Source organism: Brevundimonas aurifodinae, from assembly GCF_040195595.1.
GTDB lineage: Bacteria > Pseudomonadota > Alphaproteobacteria > Caulobacterales > Caulobacteraceae > Brevundimonas > Brevundimonas aurifodinae.
Genome location: NZ_JBEGDD010000001.1, coordinates 380,548 through 398,424, shown reverse-complemented (window position 1 = coordinate 398,424; position 17,877 = coordinate 380,548). Strand labels below are relative to the sequence as shown.

The following is a 17,877-nucleotide window of genomic DNA, read 5'->3' as shown; positions in this document are numbered from 1 at the left end:
CGGAACCTGACGACACTGAGCCTGTGGCCTCGAAGACTCAGTGGATCGGCGCCAGCCACGGCCTGACCGCCTCGACCAGCGCGGGCGACGGACGCCTGGGCCTTCCGTCCAGATGGATGCACACCGCCGTCACCTCGGCCCGGCACAGCGCCTCGCCGTCCCGCTCGATGACCTGGGAAATCATCAGCCGGGGCCCCTTCACAGCATCGTATCGGGTGCGCACGGTCAGGGCGTCGTCGATCCGCGCGGGCCTGAGGAATGTCAGCTTCATCTCGGCGATGACGAAGGCCGTCGGGGCCTCGCCCTCCAGCAGCTGGGCATGGCCGATGCCGATGGCGCGCAGGAAGTCCGACCGCCCCCGCTCGAAATAGCGGACGTAGTTGGCGTGATAGACCACGCCGGTGAAGTCGGTGTCCTCGTAATAGACGCGCACCGGCAACAGGTGATCGCGCCCGTCGAACCGGCCGGAGGTGGGGGTGTCGGTCACGCCGCGCGCTTGGCTTTCGCAGCCTTGACCAAAACGTCGGCCATCCGCTCGCGCCAGTCGTCGCCGTCGAGGGCGAACGCCTTGATGGTTTCTGCGGGAAGCTGGAGCCCGACCTCGCTGACTTCCGTCAAGCGAGCGTAGGCCGCCGGAGAAAGAACCTCTCGGGCCGGTCGCATCCGTTCGATGTCCCGATCGGTCAGTTCGGGATTGTCGAGGTCCAGCGCGGCGTCAGGAGTTTCTGAGTTCGTCATATTTCTTCACCTCGCGCGGGTTGGCCCGCCGCAGGCTTATGATCCAGGTCACATCCTCGCGTTCCGTGTAGATCACGACGTGAACACGACCCTTGATGGGCAGATAAGCATACCACCGTACCTCGCCATAGTCTCGACGGTCGTCCAGGGCGATGAAGGCGGAAGCCCAATCCCCCTCTGCGACATCCCCGAGCGACAGGCCATGCTTGGCCCGATTGACGGTGTCCTTACCGGCGTGAAAGCCGATGCTCACTCGAACAGCCCCGCCTGGGACGCTCCCGTCGGCTTCGGCGGCTCCGTCAGACCCAGGTGGGCATAGGCCCGGGCGCAGGCCATGCGGCCGCGCGGCGTGCGCTGGATGAAGCCCTGTTGCAGCAGATAGGGCTCGATCACGTCCTCCACGGCGTCGCGGGCCTCGGCGATGGCGGCGGCCAGGGTGTCCATGCCCACCGGCCCGCCGCCATAGTTCTCGATCAGGGCCTTGAGAAAGCGGCGATCGTTGGCGTCGAGGCCCGCCTCGTCGATCTCCAGCCGCGCCAGGGCCCGGGCGGCCACAACGCGGTCGATGACGGCCGCGCCCTCGGCCCCGGCGAAGTCGCGCACGCGCCGCAGCAGCCTACCGGCGACGCGCGGCGTGCCCCGGGACCGGCCGGCGATCTCCCTCGCCCCCTGATCGTCGATCGGGGTGCCCATCTTTCGGGCCGCGCCAGTGATGACCCTGACCAGTTCCTCGGGTGTGTAGAACTCCAGCCTCAGGGGGATGCCGAACCGGTCCCTCAGCGGCGTCGCCAGCAGACCCGCCCGTGTGGTGGCCCCCACCAGCGTGAAAGGGGCCAGGTCGATCCGCACCGAGCGCGCCGAAGGGCCCTCGCCGATGATGAGGTCCAGCACATGGTCCTCCATGGCCGGATAGAGGATCTCCTCCACCGTCGGAGCCAGCCGGTGGATCTCGTCGATGAACAGGACGTCGCGCGGTTCCAGGTTCGTCAGGATGGCCGCGAGGTCCCCCGCCTTGGCCAGGATCGGGCCGCTGGTGGCCCGGAAGCCGACGCCCAGTTCGCGCGCCACGATCTGGGCCAGCGTCGTCTTGCCCAGTCCGGGCGGGCCGAACAGCAGAACGTGGTCCATCGCCTCGCCGCGCCCGCGCGCCGCCTCGATGAAGACCTTCAGATTGCCCTTTGCCTGCTCCTGCCCGACGAAGTCCGACAGGGTCTGGGGCCGCAGGGCGCGGTCGTAGGTTTCGCCTGGCGCCGCCTGTGGCGAGATCATCCGGTCGTCCGTCACCGTCCCAGCTCCTGCAGGGCCGCGCGGATGACCGCCGACAGCTCGGCCTCGTCACCCAGACGGATCAGCGCCTGATCCACGGCGCGCCGGGCGTTGACCTCGGCCACGCCCAGGCCGAGCAGGGCCGAAACCGCCTCTCCCGTGACGCTGGGCGCGGGGGTCACGACCTCCGCATGGGCCCCGGGCGCGGACGGCGTGAAGGAGACGTCGCCCAGCGGCTTGCCCTTCAGTTCCGTGACGATGCGCAGCGCCAGCTTCGGGCCCACGCCGTTGGCGCGCCCCACCGCCGCCTTGTCCTCGCGCGCCACGGCGGCGGCCAGTTCTCCCGGCGGCAAGACATCCAGCACCGACAGCGCCGCCTTGGGTCCGACACCCTGGATGGCCAGCAAGGTCGTGAAGGCCCGCCGCTCGTCGCGTGTCAGGAAGCCGTAGAGGCGCGGCCCGTTCTCGGCCGACCAGCTCTGTTCGACGTGCAGCGTCGCCTCGTCGCCGGGCGCGGGAAGCCGCTGCAGCGTCCGCGCCCCGCACGCCACGACATAGCCCACGCCCGCGCAGTCGATCAGGCAATGCCCCTCCTCGACCTCGGCCAGGACCCCGCGCAGCCGGCCGATCATCAACTTCTCCTCCCTGTTCGCGAAGCGAATGGGGAGGTGGCACGCAGCGAAGCGGAGTGACGGAGGGGTCGAGTCCGTCCGTTGTCGTCAAGGTTGCCAGCCCCAAACTCCGCAATCACCTCGCCCCCTCCGTCACGGCGCGAAGAGCGCCGCAGCTGGGCGTGGGTGATGGCCACGGCCAGGGCGTCGGCCGCGTCGGCCTTCACCTCGCCGCAGGTCGGGAGAAGCCGCTTCACCATGAAGGTGATCTGGGTCTTGTCGGCGTGGCCGGCCCCGACCACGGCCTTCTTGATCAGGTTCGGCGAATACTCCGCGACCGACAGCCCGGCCCGAGCCGGGGCCAGCATCACCGCCGCCCGCGCATGACCCAGCTTCAGCGTCGAGGCCGGATTGACGTTGACGAACACCTCCTCGATCGCGGCCTCGTCGCAGGCATGCGCGGCGCAGACCTCGCCCACCTCATCCAGCAACCACAGCAGGCGTTCTGAGAGCGGGAGGGTGTCCGGCGGACTGACCACGCCGTGCGCGACCCACGACAGCCGCGAACCCTCCGACACCACCACGCCCCAACCCGTGCGCCGCAAGCCGGGATCCAGCCCCAGGATGCGGGTCGCCCCGCTGTGAATCGGTGTGTTCGCCATCCGTTCCAGTCATGCCGCAAACAGGGTTAGCGAGCAATGAAGGTCCCCTTGCATCGAATGTGCTGCCGGCTGGCCAATCCGTTCCTCGGTTCAGCCCGCGCGTGGTCGATCCGGCGAGAAGCGGATGGCGAAATTCACCCGACCTTCGACGGGCTCGCCATCGATCAGGCGGGGTGTCAGGCGCGCGAGAGCGGTCGATCGCAGCGCCGCCTCGCCGAATCCCTGGCCGGAAGGTGTCTCGCGGATGATCTCGCAATCCGACAACCGGCCCGTCGCGTCGACGCCGCAGGCGAGCGCGACCGTGGCCGAGACCATGTCGCCTTCGTCTGTGACGGGGTAGTCCGGGCTGGGAACCGCCAGCCAGCGGGGCGGCGTGACCGCGCGACCCTCCGCGTCGAGGACGAGAGCCGGGGCGGCGGCGGGGAGATCAGACGCCACCGGGGCCGCGGAACTGGAATCGTAGGCCACCGAGGTGCGCGCGCGGCTCCGCTCTATGGCGTCGGCCAGCGCGCCGGACAGGTCGTTCAGCCTCGAGGCCGCGGCGGCGGCCAGGGCCACGACGAAACCGATCGCCACGAGCCAGGCCAGGACCGCGACCCAGCGGTTGGACGATCCGGGGTTGGCCACGCCATCGTCACCCATGCCCGTGCCCGTGCCCTAACCGCCGAACTTCGCCAGGTCCTCGTCCGAGATGTCTTCGTTGGAGTAGACGGCCGAGACATCGTCCTCGGCGTCCAGGGCATCCAGCAGCTTCATCAGGGTGCCGACCGCGTCGCCGGTGACCGGGACCTCGGTCTGCGGCTTCCAGACGATGGCGGTCGATTTCGGATCGCCCAGCACCTTGGACATGGCCTCGGCCACCTCGTTCAGGTCCTCGAAAGCGGTCCAGATCACATGGCCGGGCGCGTCCTCGTAGATGTCGGGCTTGACCAGGTCGCTCTCGACGTCCTGGGCACCCGCCTCGATAGCGGCCTCCATGACGGCGTCCTCGGTGCCCGCCTCGGCCGGGTAGTGGATCTTGCCCACCCGGTCCCACATGAAGGCGACAGAGTTCATCTCGCCGAGCGCCCCGCCGTTCTTGGTGAAGGCCGCCCGGATGTTGGACCCCGCGCGGTTGCGATTGTCCGTCAGCGCCTCGACGATGATGCCGACGCCGCCCGGGCCCCGACCCTCGTAGCGGATCTCCTCCATCGTATCGACGTCGCCGCCGGCCGCCTTGTTGATGGCGCGCTGGATCACGTCCTTGGGCAGACTCTCGGCCTTGGCGTTGTTGACCGCCAGGCGCAGGCGCGGGTTCAGGGCGGGGTCGGGCATGCCCGACTTGGCGGCCACGGTGATGTCGCGCGACAGCTTGGAGAACAGCTTGGAGCGGACCGCATCCGCGCGCCCCTTGCGGTGCATGATGTTCTTGAATTTGGAATGGCCGGCCATGGGGCTCTCTTGGTTGCGCTACCGCTCGGGACGCGGTCCCTCGCTGCTTGAGCGCGGTCGCCTGTGCGGGAAGAGGCGCATCTAGCCGATGGGTGAGCCTGTGTCACGACGGTGCCGGAACCGTCGCGCTTGGCGCGGGTTGAACCCGCGATCCCTCACGGAGCCGCATCATGTCCGCCGCCGACGACTATTACGAAGACGCCACCGAGGACAACGACGCCGAAATCGTCGAGTGGTACGCCGCGCGCCCCGTCACCGTCTCGACCGCCGTCGCGACCGGATCGATCGTCGCCGCCTTCACCCTGGGTGTCCTGACCGCCGTCGGCGCGCTGGCGCTGCTGGGCTATATGGACGACTGACGCGAGGTGCCTATTGCGGCGTGACCGTCGCGGAGGCCTGGGCCGGGGTCTCGGTCGTGGTCGTCGAACCGTTGGCCTGAGTGGCCTGGGCAGCGCGGGCCTGCTCTTCGGCGAGGCGAGCCGCTTCCTGCTCCTCGCGTTCGAACTCGGCGTCCAGGCGGGCGTTCTCGATCTGGCGCTGACGCCGGGCGCGCTCGGCCGAACGCTCACGCGCGCGTTCGGCGATGGATTGCGGCATTTCGGTCGCAGAGACCGGCGCGGCCGCCACGGGCGCGGTCGTCAGGATCGGCGCGGTCAGGGCCACGCAGAGCGCCAAGCGAGTCAGGGAGGGGATCATGGGGAGGCCTCACAAGGGTTACGAGGACGTAACAATCCGGCCTACATGAAAGTTTGGCAATCTTTCTGTCAAGAACGTGTTTCGCCGCGCTGCCTCGTCAGGTCCTCAGAGAGTCCAGAAAGCCGCGCATCCCGTCACTGAGCGGCACGGGCCGGTTGCTCCCCCGGTCCACATAGACGTGGACGAAGAAGCCGACCGCCGCGGCCTCGTCTTCGTTCTTCTTGAACAGGCCGATCTCGTAGCGGACCGACGACGTGCCGACATGCGCGACCCGCACCCCCGCCTCGATCTCGTCCGGAAAGGCCGTCGGCGAGAAGTACCGGCAGCCTGTCTCGGCGACCAGACCGATGACCTTGCCGTGATGGATGTCCAACTGACCCGAGACCACGAGCAACCGGTTCACAGCCGTGTCGAAGAAGGAATAATAGACGACGTTGTTCACATGTCCGTAGACGTCGTTGTCCATCCAGCGCGTCGAGATCGCCTGAAAGCGGCGGTAGTCATTGCGGTGGGTGCGTTCGATCGTGCCGGCCATGGTGGTCCTTCTTCTGGCGCCAACGCTCGGCGCGCGGCGCCTCGCTGCTTGAGCGCGGGTTCCTCCAGCGCCTCCGGGTGCGCCTGGGTCTAACGCTCGGTCTTGGCCTCCGTCGCGTCAAGCGCCTATCGAGGGTTCGTCGAACTATCCGCGCCCGAGTTGCGAGCGACCGCGTCGCGATCGCTGGGTCACGAAGAGGACCGTCATGCCGCCGATCACCGCTCGCGCCGCCATCCTCCGGGCCTCGGGTTCGCCCCGGCCCTATGCCGAGAGCCGACCGCTGGCGATCGAGACGGTGACCCTGGACCCGCCGGGTCCGGGCGAGGTCCTGGTCGCGATCAAGGCGGCGGGCCTTTGCCATTCGGACCTCAGCGTCATCAACGGCGACCGCCCGCGCCCCCTGCCGATGGCCCTGGGCCATGAAGCGGCCGGGGTCGTCGAGGCGCTGGGCGAGGGCGTGTCCGATCTGGCGCTCGGCGATCCTGTCGCCATGGTCTTCATGCCGTCCTGCGGGCATTGCAGCCCGTGCGCTGACGGTCGCCCTGCCCTGTGCGAGCCGGGCGCGGCGGCCAATGGCAAGGGCGAGCTCCTGTCGGGCGGCCGACGCATCCACCGGGAAGGCGAGGCCGTGAACCACCACCTCGGCTGCTCGGCCTTCGCCGAACGCGCCGTGGTGTCGCGACGCTCCTTGGTGAAGGTCGACCCGGACCTGTCATTCGAAGAGGCGGCGCTGTTCGGCTGCGCGGTCCTGACCGGGGTCGGGGCCGTGGTGAACACCGCCGGGGTCCGCGCGGGCCAGAGCGTTGTCGTGGTCGGGCTGGGCGGCGTGGGACTGGCCAGCGTCCTGGGGGCCCTGGCCTGTGGCGCGTCGCCGGTCGTGGCGGTCGATCTGTCGGAGGACAAGCTGGCGCTGGCCCGGACGCTGGGGCCCGTCCACACCGTCAACGCCGCCGACCCCGGCGCTGTCGATCAGGTCCGTGCCCTGACCGGGGGCGGCGCGGACGTCGCCGTGGAGATGGCGGGATCGGTGCGGGCGCTGGAGGCCGCATGGAAGATGACGCGGCGGGGCGGCCTGACCGTCACCGCCGGACTGCCGCCGCCGGACGCCGCCCTGGCCGTCAACGTCGTCTCCCTGGTCGGCGAGGAGCGGACGCTGAAGGGATCCTACATTGGCACCTGCGTGCCCAGCCGTGACATCCCCCGCTATATCGCCCTCTATCGTCAGGGCCGGCTGCCCGTCGACCGGCTGATGAGCGGGACCATTCCACTGGAGGACATCAACACGGGCTTCGACCGGTTGCACGCCGGCGAGGTGGTCCGGCTGGTCGTGACCTTCTGACGAACGCGACGTCCCGGACCGTGACAGGCCGTCGGCGGAGGCCTACCCCCACCCCAGCGTCAAACGGAGACTCCCATGGCCACCGAACTCTATGACCTGACGGTCGTGCCCTTCACCCGGGGCCTGCGCGCCCTGTCGGCCTTGCTGGACAAGGCCGTCGCCCATGCCGCGACCCAGGGCGTCGATCCGGAGACCTATCTGGCGCTTCGCGTCATCGACGACATGAACCCCCTGATCAAACAGGTGCAGACCGCCTGCGACAGCCCCAAGCTGTGCATCGCCCGGCTGTCCGGGATCGCCGCCCCGGTGAACGACGATTCCGAGGCCACGATCGCTGAGCTTCAGACGCGAATCGCCGACACCCTGGGCTACATCGCCTCGGTCCCGCGCGAGGCGATCGACGGGCAGGAAGCCCGGGAGGTGACCCTGACCTTCCCCGGCGGCGAGATGAAATTCCTGGGCCAGCCCTATGTCACCGGGTTCGCCATCCCGAACTTCTATTTCCATGTGACGACGGCCTACATCCTTCTGCGCGGAGCAGGCGTGCCCGTGGGCAAGCGGGATTACATGGGCGAGCGGGTCTAGCCGAGGAGCAACGCTTCGACTTCGGCCCGGCTCGGCAGCGACGGCTGGGCCCCGGGCCGGGTGGCCGCCAGGGCTCCGGCCGCGCAGGCGAAGGCCAGGGCGGCGTCCGGTGCCAGTCTCTCCCGCAGGGCCACGACGATCGCGCCGACAAAGGCATCCCCGGCCCCGGTCGCATCGACGACCTCGACCCGCGGCGGGGCTGCGCGAGCGACCTCGCGCCCCTTCTCAAACATCACCGCCCCCGCCGCGCCCAGGGTGACGACGACCCGGCCGCCACCGGCATGCAGGGCGTCTCCATAGAAGGCCGCCTCGCCCTCGTTGACGATCAGCAGGTCGGCCCGGCCCAGCAGGGCCTCCGACACCGGCGCGGCGGGGGCCAGGTTCACCGCGACGAACCCCTCGGCCCGGGCCGCCGCCGCCTCGACCACGGCGACCGGCAGCTCCAGTTGCAGGATCAGGGGCCCCTCGATCCGCGCGGGCAGATCGCCGACGCCCATGCCGTGATTGGCTCCGGCCGCGACCACGATCTGGTTCTCGCCCGTCGGATCGACGGCGATCAGGGCCACGCCGGTCGCACGCTCGCGGTCGACGCGCACCCCGGTCAGGTCGACCGCCCCGGCCCGGAGCGACGCCAGCGCCTCGTCCGCCATGGCGTCGGCCCCGACCCTGCCGATCAGGGACACCGTGGCCCCCAGCCTCGCGGCCGCCAGTGCCTGGTTCGCCCCCTTGCCGCCGGGATGCCGGGCGAGGGCCGCGCCCGTCACCGTCTCGCCCGCGAGCGGCAGACGCGGCGCGGTGGCGACGATGTCCAGATTGATCGAGCCGATGACGGTGAGGCGCGTCATGGCAGGGTTCCCAACCTCTGGGCGATCAGGTCGAAGACGCCCGCGGCGTTCGCCTCCACCACCCAGTGGTGACACGCCGCCGAGGCCTCGACCCGGAACTCCACGGCGGTGTGGCCCCGGGTCAGGTCGCTCTCGGTCTCCACCGCGATCCGGCAGGGCACGGCCCGGAACAGGTCGGGGCGCAGCAGCCAGGCGACCGTACAGGGGTCGTGCAGCGGGGCCCATTCCCAGCCGACGATGCGCCGCTCGACGTCCTGCGAGAACCGCAGCAGCGACGCCGTGGTCTGCGCGCAGTTGCCGGGCTGAGCCTCGATCGCGGCGATCCGCGCCCCGGTCCCCCGGACCTGGTGGGTGGCGTCCAGCCCGAGGGCCGTCACCCGGCACCCGGCGGCGAAAACCTCGGCGGCCGCCTCGGGGTCGGCCCAGATGTTGAACTCGGCGGACGGCGTGATGTTGCCCCCCTCCGACCGCGCCCCGCCCATGACGACCACCGGCCCCAGTCGCTCCGCCAGCCGGGGCTCGGCCCGGAGCGCCAGCGCCAGATTGGTCATCGGCCCCATGACGGCGACGGCGACGGCGCCGGGTGGTCGGGCGATGACCCGCTCCACGATCGCCTCCACCGCCCCGCCCGGCTCGGCCGGCGCGTCCGGCTCGAAGGTCTCCAGTCCGCCCAGGCCCTCGGCACCGTGAAACTCGGCCGCCTCGGCGCGAGGGCGTCGCAAGGGTCGATCAACCCCGGCGAACACCGGCACGTCCTCGCGCCCGGCGATCTGCCGAAGGATCCGGGCGTTGCGGGTCGTCCGTTCCAGCGAGACATTGCCGGCGACCGTCGTGATGGCCAGCAGATCCAGTTCCGGCGACCCGAAGGCCAGCAACAGACCGACCGCGTCGTCCACGCCCGGATCGCAATCGATGATCAGGCCCCGTCGCGTCACGCCAGGCAGGCCCTGACGCAGGCGGCGGCCAGCACCTCGGCGGAATCGACCAGGGGCTCAGCCAAATCTTCGGCGGCCAGCAGCAGCGGCACCTCGGTGCACCCCGCGATCACCGCCTGGGCCCCGGCCGCGATCAGCCCCTCGCCGAGCCCTCGCATGGCGGCCCTCTGCTCCGTCCCGGTGTCGCCGCGCTTGACGCCATAGACGCAGGCCATGAAGCCGTCGCGCGCCTCGCTCTGCATCACCACGGGCTCCAGTCCCGCCACCTCCAGCGCCCGGCGATACAGGGCCTCCCCGCCCGGCGTGGCCAGGACCCCGATGCGCCGCGCCCCCGTGGCCCGGGCCGTAGCGACCGTCTCGGCGATCATGTCGATGAAGGGCAATCCGGCCGCCTCGATTCCCGCCTTCTGCCCATGGGCGGTGTTGCAGGGCATGGCCAGGACCTGGGCCCCCGCCGCCTTGAGCCTCAGCGCCATGGCCTCCAGCTCGGCCTCGGCCTCGCCCGGCCGGGTGTTGCGATCGGGGACCTGGGGGTTCAGGTCCATCACGACGCGAATGTGATCGGCGTCGCCTTGCGCCGGCGTCAGGGCCTGGACCCGCGCCAGAAACGCCACCGTCGCCGCCGGCCCCATGCCGCCGAGAACACCCAGGATCTTGCTCATGCGAACATCGGCTCCAGTTCGCCCTGATAGCCGAACAGGCCCTGGGCCCCGCCGGTGTGCAGGAACACGACCCGCTCGCCCTCGAACCGCCCGGCGCGCGCCAGGGCGATCAGCCCCTTCATCGCCTTGGCGGAATAGACCGGGTCCAGCACGATGCCGTCGGTGCGGGCCGCCAGCATCAGGGCGTCGGCCACGCCCTGGTCGATCAGGCCGTAGCCCGCGCCGACATAGTCGCAGTCTGCCACCACCATGCCGGGCGTGATGCAGCCCGGACGGCCGAGCAGGGTCGCGGTCTCTTCGGCCAGCTTTAGGACATTGGCCTCCTGTTTCTCCTTCGGCGCGCGCACGCCGATGCCGAGCACCGGGATGTCCGCCCCCATGACCGCCAGCCCCGCCACCAGGCCCGCGTGGGTGCCGGCGCTGCCCGTGGCGGTCACGATGCGATCGACGGCCAGGTCCAGCTCGTCGGCCTGAACCACGATCTCGCGCGCGCAGTCGACATAGCCGAGCGCGCCGATCGGATTGGAGCCCCCGCCCGGGATGACATAGGGCCGGCCGCCGCGCGCGCGGACCTCGGCGGCGGTCTTCTCCAGCTCGGCCGGCATGTCGGACCCGCCGGGCACGGAGCGCACGCTCGCGCCGAACAGATGGTCCAGCAGCACATTGCCGTTGCGGGTGTAGTCGATGGCCCTCGATCCCGTCCGCTCCTCCAGGATGACCTCGCACTTCAGGCCGTGGGCGGCGGCGGCGGCGGCGGTCTGGCGGACGTGGTTGGACTGGACCGCGCCCTGGGTCACCAGGGTGTCGGCGTCATGCTCGAAGGCGTCGCCGAGCAGGAATTCCAGCTTTCGCGTCTTGTTGCCGCCCCCGGCCAGGCCCGTGCAGTCGTCGCGCTTGATCCACAGGTCGATCCCCAGCGCCTCGGACAGGCGCGGCAGGGGCTCCAGTGGCGTGGGCAGATGGGCGAGACGGACGCGGGGAAAGCGGGCGAGATGCATGGGACGGCCTTTCGTTCGCCCGCTCCCTAACACCCGTCCGGCGGACGCGCGAGCGAGGTCAGGCCGTGGCCGCGCGAAGCGCCTCGACCGTCTCGGCGACAGAGGTATCCAGCCGGTCGACGATGCGGTCCAGCAGGGGCTCGACCTCGGGCGTCACGCGGGCGCTGGCCATGGACCAGCTGTCGAAGCTTCTTTGCTCCACCAGGGCGCGATCGATCACACGCAGGTCCTTGTGACGGGGATCGACGCGCAGACGGTCCAGCAGGGCGTCGATCGCCTCGGCCGGACCCTCGATGACCTGGATGAACCTGCCGCGGTGGGCGACCAGGGCACCGGTCAAGTTGGTCTGGCTGTTGTTCCGCTGCGACTGGCCCAGGATTGTCGCGACATTCAGAAGGCTGTCGGTGCTGCCCGTGGCGGTGCTTTCGTAGAGCACGCGGTGAAGTCGGGGCATGCGGGTCTCCGGTACGCGAAACAGACTGGCGGCATGTGGCCGGTGAGTCGTCCCAGCCTGTCAAACCCGCCTGAGGCCATCGCGAAAAGAAACCGGCCGGGGTCGCCCCCGGCCGGTTCATTGGGTCCGGCTCTCGCCGGGATCAGTATTTCAGACGCAGGGTCACGCCGTAGGTGCGTGGCGCGCCCAGGAAGGCGTCGATGGTCTGCGTGTCCGTCGCCGGATTATAGAAGGAGCCGTCGGGCTGCTGGGTCGAGGCGAAGCCGCCGCCCTGGAGGAAGCCGTTGTAGGCCACCTGGGTGTACTCCTCGTCGGTCAGGTTCTGGGCCCAGGCTTCCAGGGTCCAGCGCTCGTCTTCCGCGCCGATCGAGATGCGCCCGTTCAGGGTGCCGAAACCTTCTTGCTCCTTGAACGGCAGCAGGTCGGAGCCGGTGTTGTAATCGGTCATGTATTTGCCCGACAGCGAGAAGCCGAACTCCAGCCCATTGCCGATCGACCGGTTGAAGTTGATCGAGCCGACGTAGGACCACTCGGGCGCGAACGACGGCGTCGCTCCCGGAAGCAGCGAGATGCCGGGGAAGTTGCCCGGGATGGCCAGATCGGCGGCGGTGAAGCGGCCGTATTCGGCATCGGTGTAGGTCACGCCGCCGCCCAGGGTCAGGCCCTCGATCGGGGTGAACCACAGGAAGTCGGCGTCCACGCCACGCGACGTCAGCTCGGGGATCGATTCCACCACGAAGGCGGTGCCGAGGAAGGTGTTGAGCTGGAAGTCGGTGAAGGTCTGGTCGAAATAGGTCGCGTTCAGCAGCATCGAGCGGTTGAACAAGGTGGTCTTGATGCCGAGCTCGTAGCTGTCGACCTCTTCAGACGGGAAGAACAGCGAGGCGACCGGCGTGATGCCGTTCTGCACGCGATCCTGATTGTAGCCGAAGCTCTTGTAGCCGCGCGCATACGAGCCATAGACCAGAACCGACTCGTTGAACCGGTAGGCGGCCTTGATCGTGCCCGACAGGTTGCTGTCGTTCACGCTCTCGCTGACGCCGCGGTTGTTGTAGAACGGGTTGGTCCAGGGCAGGCAGTGGCGGGCCAGGATCGCCGGCGCGCTCGCGCCGAGGACGCCGGTGATGACGGCGGCGTTGCCCAGGGCGGCGGCGCAGGTCAGCTGGTTGGCGCCGAGGTTCGACTGCACGCCCAGCAGACGCTTGGAGTCGTAGGTGTAACGCAGGCCCAGCGTGATATCGAACTGCTCGGTCAGGCTCCAGGTGTTGTTGGTGAACAGGGCGATCGAGTCCGAGCGCTGCGAGTAGCGATCCTCGAACGTCTGTCCGGGCGTGAACGTCGGACCGCCGCCCATCACAGCGCCGCCGGTGCCGAGGCACTGCTGCAGCCCCAGCGCCGTCTGGGCGGTCCGGGTGAAGCAGGGGATGATGCCGGGGCTGACCGGGAAGGCCGGGACCGCGGCGTTCAGGGCCGCCGAGAGCTGGAAGGACAGGACCGGGGCATAGTCGGCGCCGAGGAAGAAGGTGTCGCCGCGGCTGACGTTCTCACGCGTGGCGAACACGCCGACCAGCCAGTCCCAGGTGTCCGTCGCGCCGGCCAGGCGGAACTCCTGGGTGATGTTGCGGACGCGGGAATAGAAGTCGTCGTTGGGCAGGCGGTAGGCGATATCGGCGCCGGTGAAGTCGGAGTCCTGGCCGTTCACGGTCTCCCACGAGCGCCACGACGAGATCGACGTCAGGGTCGAGCCGCCGAACAGGTCGAGGTCGATGTTGGCCTCGGCCGACAGACCCATATCCTCGATCTCTTGATCGGTCTCGCGGTTGGCGAAGGCCGTGCGCGAGAAGGGCAGGAAGCCGAAGCCTGCGGCCGGGGGACGCTGGCCGGTGCCGTTCGACTGGGCGTCGATGAAGGGATAGGTCGGGCCGGTGCGAACCTGGACGCCGACGCAGCAGTACTCTTCGCGGCGGGAGTAGTCGGCGATCAGGCGGACCGAGGCGGTGTCGCTCGGCAGGACCAGCAGCTGGCCGCGCAGGGTGTAGAAGTCCTGGTTGGCGTCGTCGGTGCGGGTGCGCGGGCCGTCGCCTGTGTTGACGTCATAGAAGCCGTCGCGCTGGCGCGTCGCGGCATAGAGGCGGAAGGCGACCGTATCGTTGATCGGGCCCGTGGCCGATCCGGAGATGCCGAAGTGACCATAGTTTCCGCCGGTGATCTCGGCGTTGACTTCCGGAGTGAACGACGGAGCCTCGGTGATGATGTTGATGACGCCGGCCGAGGTGTTCTTGCCGAACAGGGTGCCTTGCGGTCCCTTCAGAACCTCGATCCGGGACAGTTCGCCCAGGTCGCCGAAGCCGACGCCGTTGCGCGAGCGATAGACGCCGTCGATCACGATACCGACCGAGCTTTCCAGGCCGGGGTTGTCACCGACCGTGCCGACGCCACGGATACGGGCGGTGGTCGAGGCCTCGGTGGTGGTCGAGGTGACCGTCAGGCCGGGCGTCAGGATCTGCAGGTCCTTGATGTCGCGGACGCCGGCGTCCTGCAGCACTTCGGCCGACAGGCTGGTGACCACGATCGGCACGTCCTGCAGGCTCTGCTCGCGCTTCTGGGCGGTGACGATGATGTCGTCGACGCTCGACGCCTGACCATCCTGGGCCTGGGCGGCCCCGGCGAAGCCGAAGGCGACGGCGGCCACGGCGCTCGCGGACGCGGTGCTGCGGAGAAGATTGACAAGACGCATGGACGGCTCCCGGCTCATGGCCGGACACGCCCTTCCGGGGCGGGTCGCGGCGTTTCCTGATTCCCAGACCCGCGCCCTTCTTGCGGAGCGGCGGATTCTCGAAGGTTTTGCCTAGTGCAAGCCGGGCACAGCGACAAGCAGTCGCGGCCGTTCACGCCATGTTTCAGCCCCGCCCCGGCACTGTGTGTGACGCAAAAGCGACAAACCGGGATGACCTAAGGTCAATATTCACGAGGCGGCGGTCAGTAATCGCTGCTCACGCCGCCGGTCGCCCGACGTTTGCTCGACGCGATCGCCAAGACCACGGCACCGAGGACGCCGGAGAGCACGGATCCCATCAAGACCCCGAGCTTCACCTGAACCTGCGCGGGTGAATCGATCGCGCCGGGGAAGGCCAGGGCCCCGATGAAGAGACTCATGGTGAAGCCGACCCCGCACAACAGCGCGACACCGTAAAGCTGAAGCCAGGTCGACTGGCTGGGCCGGGCCCCGAGCCGCAGCGCCGACGTCAGCCAGGCGGCGCCGAGGACGCCGATCTGCTTTCCGAAGAAGAGACCCGCCGCGATACTGAGGACCAGCGGAGCCAGCAGCTGGTCGAGCGACAGCCCCGCGAAGGAAACGCCCGCCTTGGCGAAGGCGAACAGCGGCAGGATCAGATAGGCCACATAGGGGTGAAGGTCGTGCATCGCCTCCTTGAGGGGGCTCTGCGCGTCCTCCGCGCGCGGAGAAACCGGCACGACGGCGGCGAAGGCGACCGCCGCGAGAGACGTGGACAGGCCCGCGCTGACGCTGAGCCACCAGACCACGGCGAAGGCCATGACCCAAAGGGGTGCGGCGATGCGACGGCGCGAGGCGATCGAGAGCACGGCGAGCAGCCCGGCCGCCCAGGCCAGGGGCACCCAATCCACGCCCGCGCTGAACAGGACCGCGATCAAGGCGATGGCGCCGAGGTCGTCGACGATCGCCAGCGTCAGCAGGAACACCCGCAGTGACGAGGGCAGACCGCGCCCCACCAGGGCGAAGATCGCCAGGGCGAAGGCGATGTCGGTCGCCAGCGGAATGGGCCAGCCCCCGGCCGGTCCACCCAAGGGGCCGCTCAGCGCCAGATAGACCCCCGCCGGGGCCAGCATGCCGCCCAGCGCCGCGATGACCGGGGTCGCCAGCTTCTTCGGATCGCTCAGTTCGCCGCGGCGGATCTCGTATTTTATCTCCAGGCCGACGACGAGGAAGAAGATGGCCATCAGGCCTTCCTTGATCCACTCCGAGACCGAGAGCGTCAGACTGAGGGGCCCCGCCTGAAAGGCGTGCTCGCTCTTGAGCCAATAGAAATAGGTCTCGGACAGGGCCGAGTTGGCCACGATCAGGGCGGCAATCGCCGCAAGGCCCAGGAACGCGCCCGAGGCGGCCTCTGTCTTGAGAAAGTCGAGCGTCAGTTTTTTCGCCACGGCGGGCCTCCGATCGGATGGGGGTCTACGACGTGGCGTCCGGTTATCGACGGACGCCGGACCGAATTCGCTGCGGGGAGGCGCGGCGCGGCCTGGCAGGGCATTGGCCCAACCTGATCTCTGAGCGTGACAATACCCGGCGCTGCGCCGGGTTCAACTGTTCGTCGCGGCGGCGGTTGCTTATCGCGCGGCCAGACCGCATCTGGCGACCATGCCCGTCAGCCCCGACTATCGTCCCGAGCCCGCCTTCTTCGACCTGGGCCCCGGGTTCGGCGACGCGGTGCGGCCGGCGGCTTTCCCCGAGACACGGCTGAGGTTCCGCAACCATCGGGCGGCGGCGAGCGTCGGCCTGGACGCCCTGAGCGAGGCGGAATGGATCGCTCACTTCGGCCGCTTCGAGCCCCTGCCCGGTCAGCCCGGTCCGATCGCCATGCGGTATCACGGCCATCAGTTCCGCGCCTACAACCCCGATCTTGGAGACGGGCGCGGCTTCCTGGCGGCGCAGATGCGCGAGACGCCTCGCGCTCAAGCCGCGAGCGACCGCGTCGCGAGCGGTAGCGCCCAATCCGGTCGGTTGATGGACCTGGGAACGAAAGGCTCGGGGACCACGCCCTGGTCTCGCGCGGGCGACGGTCGCCTGACGCTGAAGGGCGGCGTGCGGGAAGTCCTGGCCGCCGCGATGCTGGAGGCGCGCGGCGTGCCGACCAGCCGGGCGCTGAGCCTGATCGAGACGGGCGAGGCGCTGGAACGCGGCGACGAGCCCTCGCCTGCGCGGTCGGCAGTGCTGGTCCGGCTCCAGCACAGCCACGTCCGTTTCGGCACCTTCCAGCGCGCCGCCTTCTTCGGCCGCGCGGACCAGGTCGAGACCCTGGTCGAGCATGTTCGCGCCCTCTACCACCCGGCCGTCGCGCCCGGCGACGCGCCCGGCCTGTTGGCGGCCATCGTCGACGCCTCGGCGCGTCTGACCGCGCGCTGGATCGCGGCGGGCTTCGTCCATGGGGTGCTGAACACCGACAATCTGAACGTCACCGGCGAGAGCTTCGACTATGGGCCCTGGCGGTTCCTGCCGGGCTACGATCCCGGCTTCACGGCCGCCTATTTCGACCACTCGGGTCTGTATGCTTTCGCGCGCCAGCCCGAGGCGGTGTTCTGGAACCTGACGCAGCTGGCCGGCTGCCTGAAGCTGGTCGCCGAGGCCGAGCCGCTGACCGAGGCGCTGAACGGGTTCGGCCCCGCCTACATCCGCGAACTGCGCGCGGCCTTCCTGGAGCGTTTGGGGGTCAAGAGCCTGGGCGAGGCCTCCGATCAGCGGCTGCTGGACGCGACCCTGGCCCTGCTGCGCGAGGGGGACGAGGCCCTGGGATGGGAGCCGGTCTTTCACGACTGGTTCACTGGCTTCTCATCCTCGGCGCGGGCCCTGGCCGGTCCGCGCGCGCGGCTCTATCAGGGCGAGACGTTCGACGCCTTCCGCTTCGCCCTGTTCGAGCACGGGCCCGATCGGCCCGAGCGGCTGGAGCACCCCGTCTTCGCCGGCCCGCCCGAGGACCTGCTGATCGACGAAGTCGAGGCGATCTGGGCGGCGATTGACGCGTCCGACGACTGGGGTCCGTTCGAGGCGAAGCTGGATCGGATCGAGACGCTGAGACAGGCCCGGGGCTGATCTGTCGATTTCACCAGAGCTGACGCGTCTCTCCATCGACGCCGCACCCGCCGGGATCACGAGTTCGTATGCATACCACCACGCTTCAGCTCCGTAGTTCCTGCAGACCGTTCCCACGGGCGGTCGCGGACATGAAACAGGTTGTCATCGGTCGATGTCATCAATTGATGTCTTCAGCTGATGACATGCTCATCAAACTCTGCCATACCCCTTGAACGGGCAGACCCTCGATCTGATCTAGTGTCTGTTACAAAAACAATAGCCCTCTCCCCGGGGCA

General features: G+C 69.4%; 20 protein-coding genes and 1 pseudogene. 4 read left to right on the top strand and 17 right to left on the bottom strand.

The window, feature by feature from the left end; all coding sequences use genetic code 11:
- Positions 1 to 37 precede the first annotated feature (37 nt).
- From ybgC to ABN401_RS02005, 8 genes and pseudogenes are all read right to left on the bottom strand, one after another.
- A complete protein-coding gene (gene ybgC / locus ABN401_RS02040; protein ID WP_349683146.1) occupies positions 38 to 487 on the bottom strand; it encodes a tol-pal system-associated acyl-CoA thioesterase in 450 nt (149 codons plus the stop codon).
- Positions 484 to 738 (bottom strand): BrnA antitoxin family protein, encoded by a 255-nt coding sequence (locus ABN401_RS02035; RefSeq protein ID WP_349683145.1) that lies wholly within the window; start codon positions 736 to 738, stop codon positions 484 to 486. Before ABN401_RS02035 ends, ybgC begins: the two co-directional genes overlap by 4 nt.
- The gene (locus ABN401_RS02030) at positions 716 to 991 is read right to left on the bottom strand and encodes a BrnT family toxin (protein ID WP_349683144.1); all 276 of its coding nucleotides are present in this window, start codon (positions 989 to 991) and stop codon (positions 716 to 718) included. The genes ABN401_RS02035 and ABN401_RS02030 overlap by 23 nt, the downstream gene beginning before the upstream one ends.
- A complete protein-coding gene (gene ruvB / locus ABN401_RS02025) occupies positions 988 to 2,007 on the bottom strand; it encodes a Holliday junction branch migration DNA helicase RuvB (protein WP_349683251.1) in 1,020 nt (339 codons plus the stop codon). Before ruvB ends, ABN401_RS02030 begins: the two co-directional genes overlap by 4 nt.
- A gap of 11 nt (positions 2,008 to 2,018) precedes the next feature.
- Positions 2,019 to 2,636: a Holliday junction branch migration protein RuvA gene (ruvA, locus tag ABN401_RS02020; protein ID WP_349683143.1), complete on the bottom strand. Its 618-nt coding sequence runs from the start codon at positions 2,634 to 2,636 to the stop codon at positions 2,019 to 2,021.
- Positions 2,637 to 2,776: 140 nt separating this feature from the next.
- Positions 2,777 to 3,277, bottom strand: a pseudogene (gene ruvC, locus ABN401_RS02015) (crossover junction endodeoxyribonuclease RuvC); the annotation flags it as partial.
- Positions 3,278 to 3,367: 90 nt separating this feature from the next.
- The gene (locus ABN401_RS02010; RefSeq protein WP_349683142.1) at positions 3,368 to 3,919 is read right to left on the bottom strand and encodes an energy transducer TonB; all 552 of its coding nucleotides are present in this window, start codon (positions 3,917 to 3,919) and stop codon (positions 3,368 to 3,370) included.
- A gap of 15 nt (positions 3,920 to 3,934) precedes the next feature.
- A complete protein-coding gene (locus ABN401_RS02005; protein WP_349683141.1) occupies positions 3,935 to 4,708 on the bottom strand; it encodes a YebC/PmpR family DNA-binding transcriptional regulator in 774 nt (257 codons plus the stop codon).
- A 170-nt stretch (positions 4,709 to 4,878) separates the two neighbouring features.
- Here ABN401_RS02005 and ABN401_RS02000 point away from each other — a divergent pair, with 170 nt between their 5' ends.
- Positions 4,879 to 5,067: a hypothetical protein gene (locus ABN401_RS02000; RefSeq protein ID WP_349683140.1), complete on the top strand. Its 189-nt coding sequence runs from the start codon at positions 4,879 to 4,881 to the stop codon at positions 5,065 to 5,067.
- Between the two features lie 10 nt (positions 5,068 to 5,077).
- Here the strand turns inward: ABN401_RS02000 and ABN401_RS01995 are convergent, their stop codons facing one another.
- Positions 5,078 to 5,404, bottom strand: coding sequence for a hypothetical protein (locus tag ABN401_RS01995; protein WP_349683139.1), 327 nt, complete (start codon positions 5,402 to 5,404; stop codon positions 5,078 to 5,080).
- A gap of 97 nt (positions 5,405 to 5,501) precedes the next feature.
- Entirely contained in the window at positions 5,502 to 5,939 is a 438-nt protein-coding gene (locus tag ABN401_RS01990) for an acyl-CoA thioesterase (protein WP_349683138.1), read from the bottom strand.
- A 205-nt stretch (positions 5,940 to 6,144) separates the two neighbouring features.
- Here ABN401_RS01990 and ABN401_RS01985 point away from each other — a divergent pair, with 205 nt between their 5' ends.
- Together ABN401_RS01985 and ABN401_RS01980 are read left to right on the top strand one after the other, a co-directional pair.
- Positions 6,145 to 7,278 carry a zinc-dependent alcohol dehydrogenase family protein gene (locus ABN401_RS01985; RefSeq protein ID WP_349683137.1) on the top strand — a complete coding sequence of 378 codons (1,134 nt, stop codon included), beginning with the start codon at positions 6,145 to 6,147 and terminating at the stop codon, positions 7,276 to 7,278.
- Positions 7,279 to 7,353: 75 nt separating this feature from the next.
- The gene (locus ABN401_RS01980) at positions 7,354 to 7,863 is read left to right on the top strand and encodes a DUF1993 domain-containing protein (protein ID WP_349683136.1); all 510 of its coding nucleotides are present in this window, start codon (positions 7,354 to 7,356) and stop codon (positions 7,861 to 7,863) included.
- On the opposite strand, the gene ABN401_RS01975 is transcribed toward ABN401_RS01980, so the two are convergent.
- The 7 genes from ABN401_RS01975 to nhaA form a co-directional block, all read right to left on the bottom strand.
- Positions 7,860 to 8,708, bottom strand: coding sequence for a ribokinase (locus tag ABN401_RS01975; protein WP_349683135.1), 849 nt, complete (start codon positions 8,706 to 8,708; stop codon positions 7,860 to 7,862). The two genes, ABN401_RS01980 and ABN401_RS01975, sit on opposite strands and share 4 nt — an antisense overlap.
- A complete protein-coding gene (locus tag ABN401_RS01970; protein WP_349683134.1) occupies positions 8,705 to 9,643 on the bottom strand; it encodes a nucleoside hydrolase in 939 nt (312 codons plus the stop codon). Before ABN401_RS01970 ends, ABN401_RS01975 begins: the two co-directional genes overlap by 4 nt.
- Positions 9,640 to 10,305: a cysteate racemase gene (cuyB, locus tag ABN401_RS01965; protein ID WP_349683133.1), complete on the bottom strand. Its 666-nt coding sequence runs from the start codon at positions 10,303 to 10,305 to the stop codon at positions 9,640 to 9,642. Before cuyB ends, ABN401_RS01970 begins: the two co-directional genes overlap by 4 nt.
- Positions 10,302 to 11,303: a D-cysteate sulfo-lyase gene (gene cuyA / locus ABN401_RS01960; RefSeq protein WP_349683132.1), complete on the bottom strand. Its 1,002-nt coding sequence runs from the start codon at positions 11,301 to 11,303 to the stop codon at positions 10,302 to 10,304. The genes cuyB and cuyA overlap by 4 nt, the downstream gene beginning before the upstream one ends.
- A gap of 58 nt (positions 11,304 to 11,361) precedes the next feature.
- Positions 11,362 to 11,757, bottom strand: coding sequence for a BLUF domain-containing protein (locus ABN401_RS01955; RefSeq protein ID WP_349683131.1), 396 nt, complete (start codon positions 11,755 to 11,757; stop codon positions 11,362 to 11,364).
- A gap of 142 nt (positions 11,758 to 11,899) precedes the next feature.
- A complete protein-coding gene (locus ABN401_RS01950; RefSeq protein ID WP_349683130.1) occupies positions 11,900 to 14,494 on the bottom strand; it encodes a TonB-dependent receptor in 2,595 nt (864 codons plus the stop codon).
- A 242-nt stretch (positions 14,495 to 14,736) separates the two neighbouring features.
- Positions 14,737 to 15,939, bottom strand: a complete 1,203-nt coding sequence (gene nhaA, locus ABN401_RS01945) for a Na+/H+ antiporter NhaA (RefSeq protein WP_349683129.1) — start codon at positions 15,937 to 15,939, stop codon at positions 14,737 to 14,739.
- 211 nt (positions 15,940 to 16,150) lie between these two features.
- Between nhaA and ABN401_RS01940 the strand changes: the two genes are divergently transcribed.
- Positions 16,151 to 17,599 (top strand): protein adenylyltransferase SelO, encoded by a 1,449-nt coding sequence (locus tag ABN401_RS01940; RefSeq protein ID WP_349683128.1) that lies wholly within the window; start codon positions 16,151 to 16,153, stop codon positions 17,597 to 17,599.
- The last annotated feature ends 278 nt before the right edge of the window (positions 17,600 to 17,877 follow it).

Bases quoted from the DNA above. Each gene is read 5' to 3' on its own strand.
- ABN401_RS01990 (WP_349683138.1), bottom strand. From the start codon at position 5,939: ATGGCCGGCACGATCGAACGCACCCACCGCAATGACTACCGCCGCTTT.
- ABN401_RS01940 (WP_349683128.1), top strand. From the start codon at position 16,151: ATGCCCGTCAGCCCCGACTATCGTCCCGAGCCCGCCTTCTTCGACCTG.
- ABN401_RS01985 (WP_349683137.1), top strand. From the start codon at position 6,145: ATGCCGCCGATCACCGCTCGCGCCGCCATCCTCCGGGCCTCGGGTTCG.
- ABN401_RS02035 (WP_349683145.1), bottom strand. From the start codon at position 738: ATGACGAACTCAGAAACTCCTGACGCCGCGCTGGACCTCGACAATCCC.
- ABN401_RS01950 (WP_349683130.1), bottom strand. From the start codon at position 14,494: ATGCGTCTTGTCAATCTTCTCCGCAGCACCGCGTCCGCGAGCGCCGTG.
- cuyA (WP_349683132.1), bottom strand. From the start codon at position 11,303: ATGCATCTCGCCCGCTTTCCCCGCGTCCGTCTCGCCCATCTGCCCACG.
- ABN401_RS01955 (WP_349683131.1), bottom strand. From the start codon at position 11,757: ATGCCCCGACTTCACCGCGTGCTCTACGAAAGCACCGCCACGGGCAGC.
- ABN401_RS02005 (WP_349683141.1), bottom strand. From the start codon at position 4,708: ATGGCCGGCCATTCCAAATTCAAGAACATCATGCACCGCAAGGGGCGC.
- cuyB (WP_349683133.1), bottom strand. From the start codon at position 10,305: ATGAGCAAGATCCTGGGTGTTCTCGGCGGCATGGGGCCGGCGGCGACG.
- ABN401_RS02000 (WP_349683140.1), top strand. From the start codon at position 4,879: ATGTCCGCCGCCGACGACTATTACGAAGACGCCACCGAGGACAACGAC.
- ABN401_RS01980 (WP_349683136.1), top strand. From the start codon at position 7,354: ATGGCCACCGAACTCTATGACCTGACGGTCGTGCCCTTCACCCGGGGC.
- ruvB (WP_349683251.1), bottom strand. From the start codon at position 2,007: ATGATCTCGCCACAGGCGGCGCCAGGCGAAACCTACGACCGCGCCCTG.
- ABN401_RS01995 (WP_349683139.1), bottom strand. From the start codon at position 5,404: ATGATCCCCTCCCTGACTCGCTTGGCGCTCTGCGTGGCCCTGACCGCG.
- ruvA (WP_349683143.1), bottom strand. From the start codon at position 2,636: ATGATCGGCCGGCTGCGCGGGGTCCTGGCCGAGGTCGAGGAGGGGCAT.
- ABN401_RS02010 (WP_349683142.1), bottom strand. From the start codon at position 3,919: ATGGGTGACGATGGCGTGGCCAACCCCGGATCGTCCAACCGCTGGGTC.
- ABN401_RS01975 (WP_349683135.1), bottom strand. From the start codon at position 8,708: ATGACGCGCCTCACCGTCATCGGCTCGATCAATCTGGACATCGTCGCC.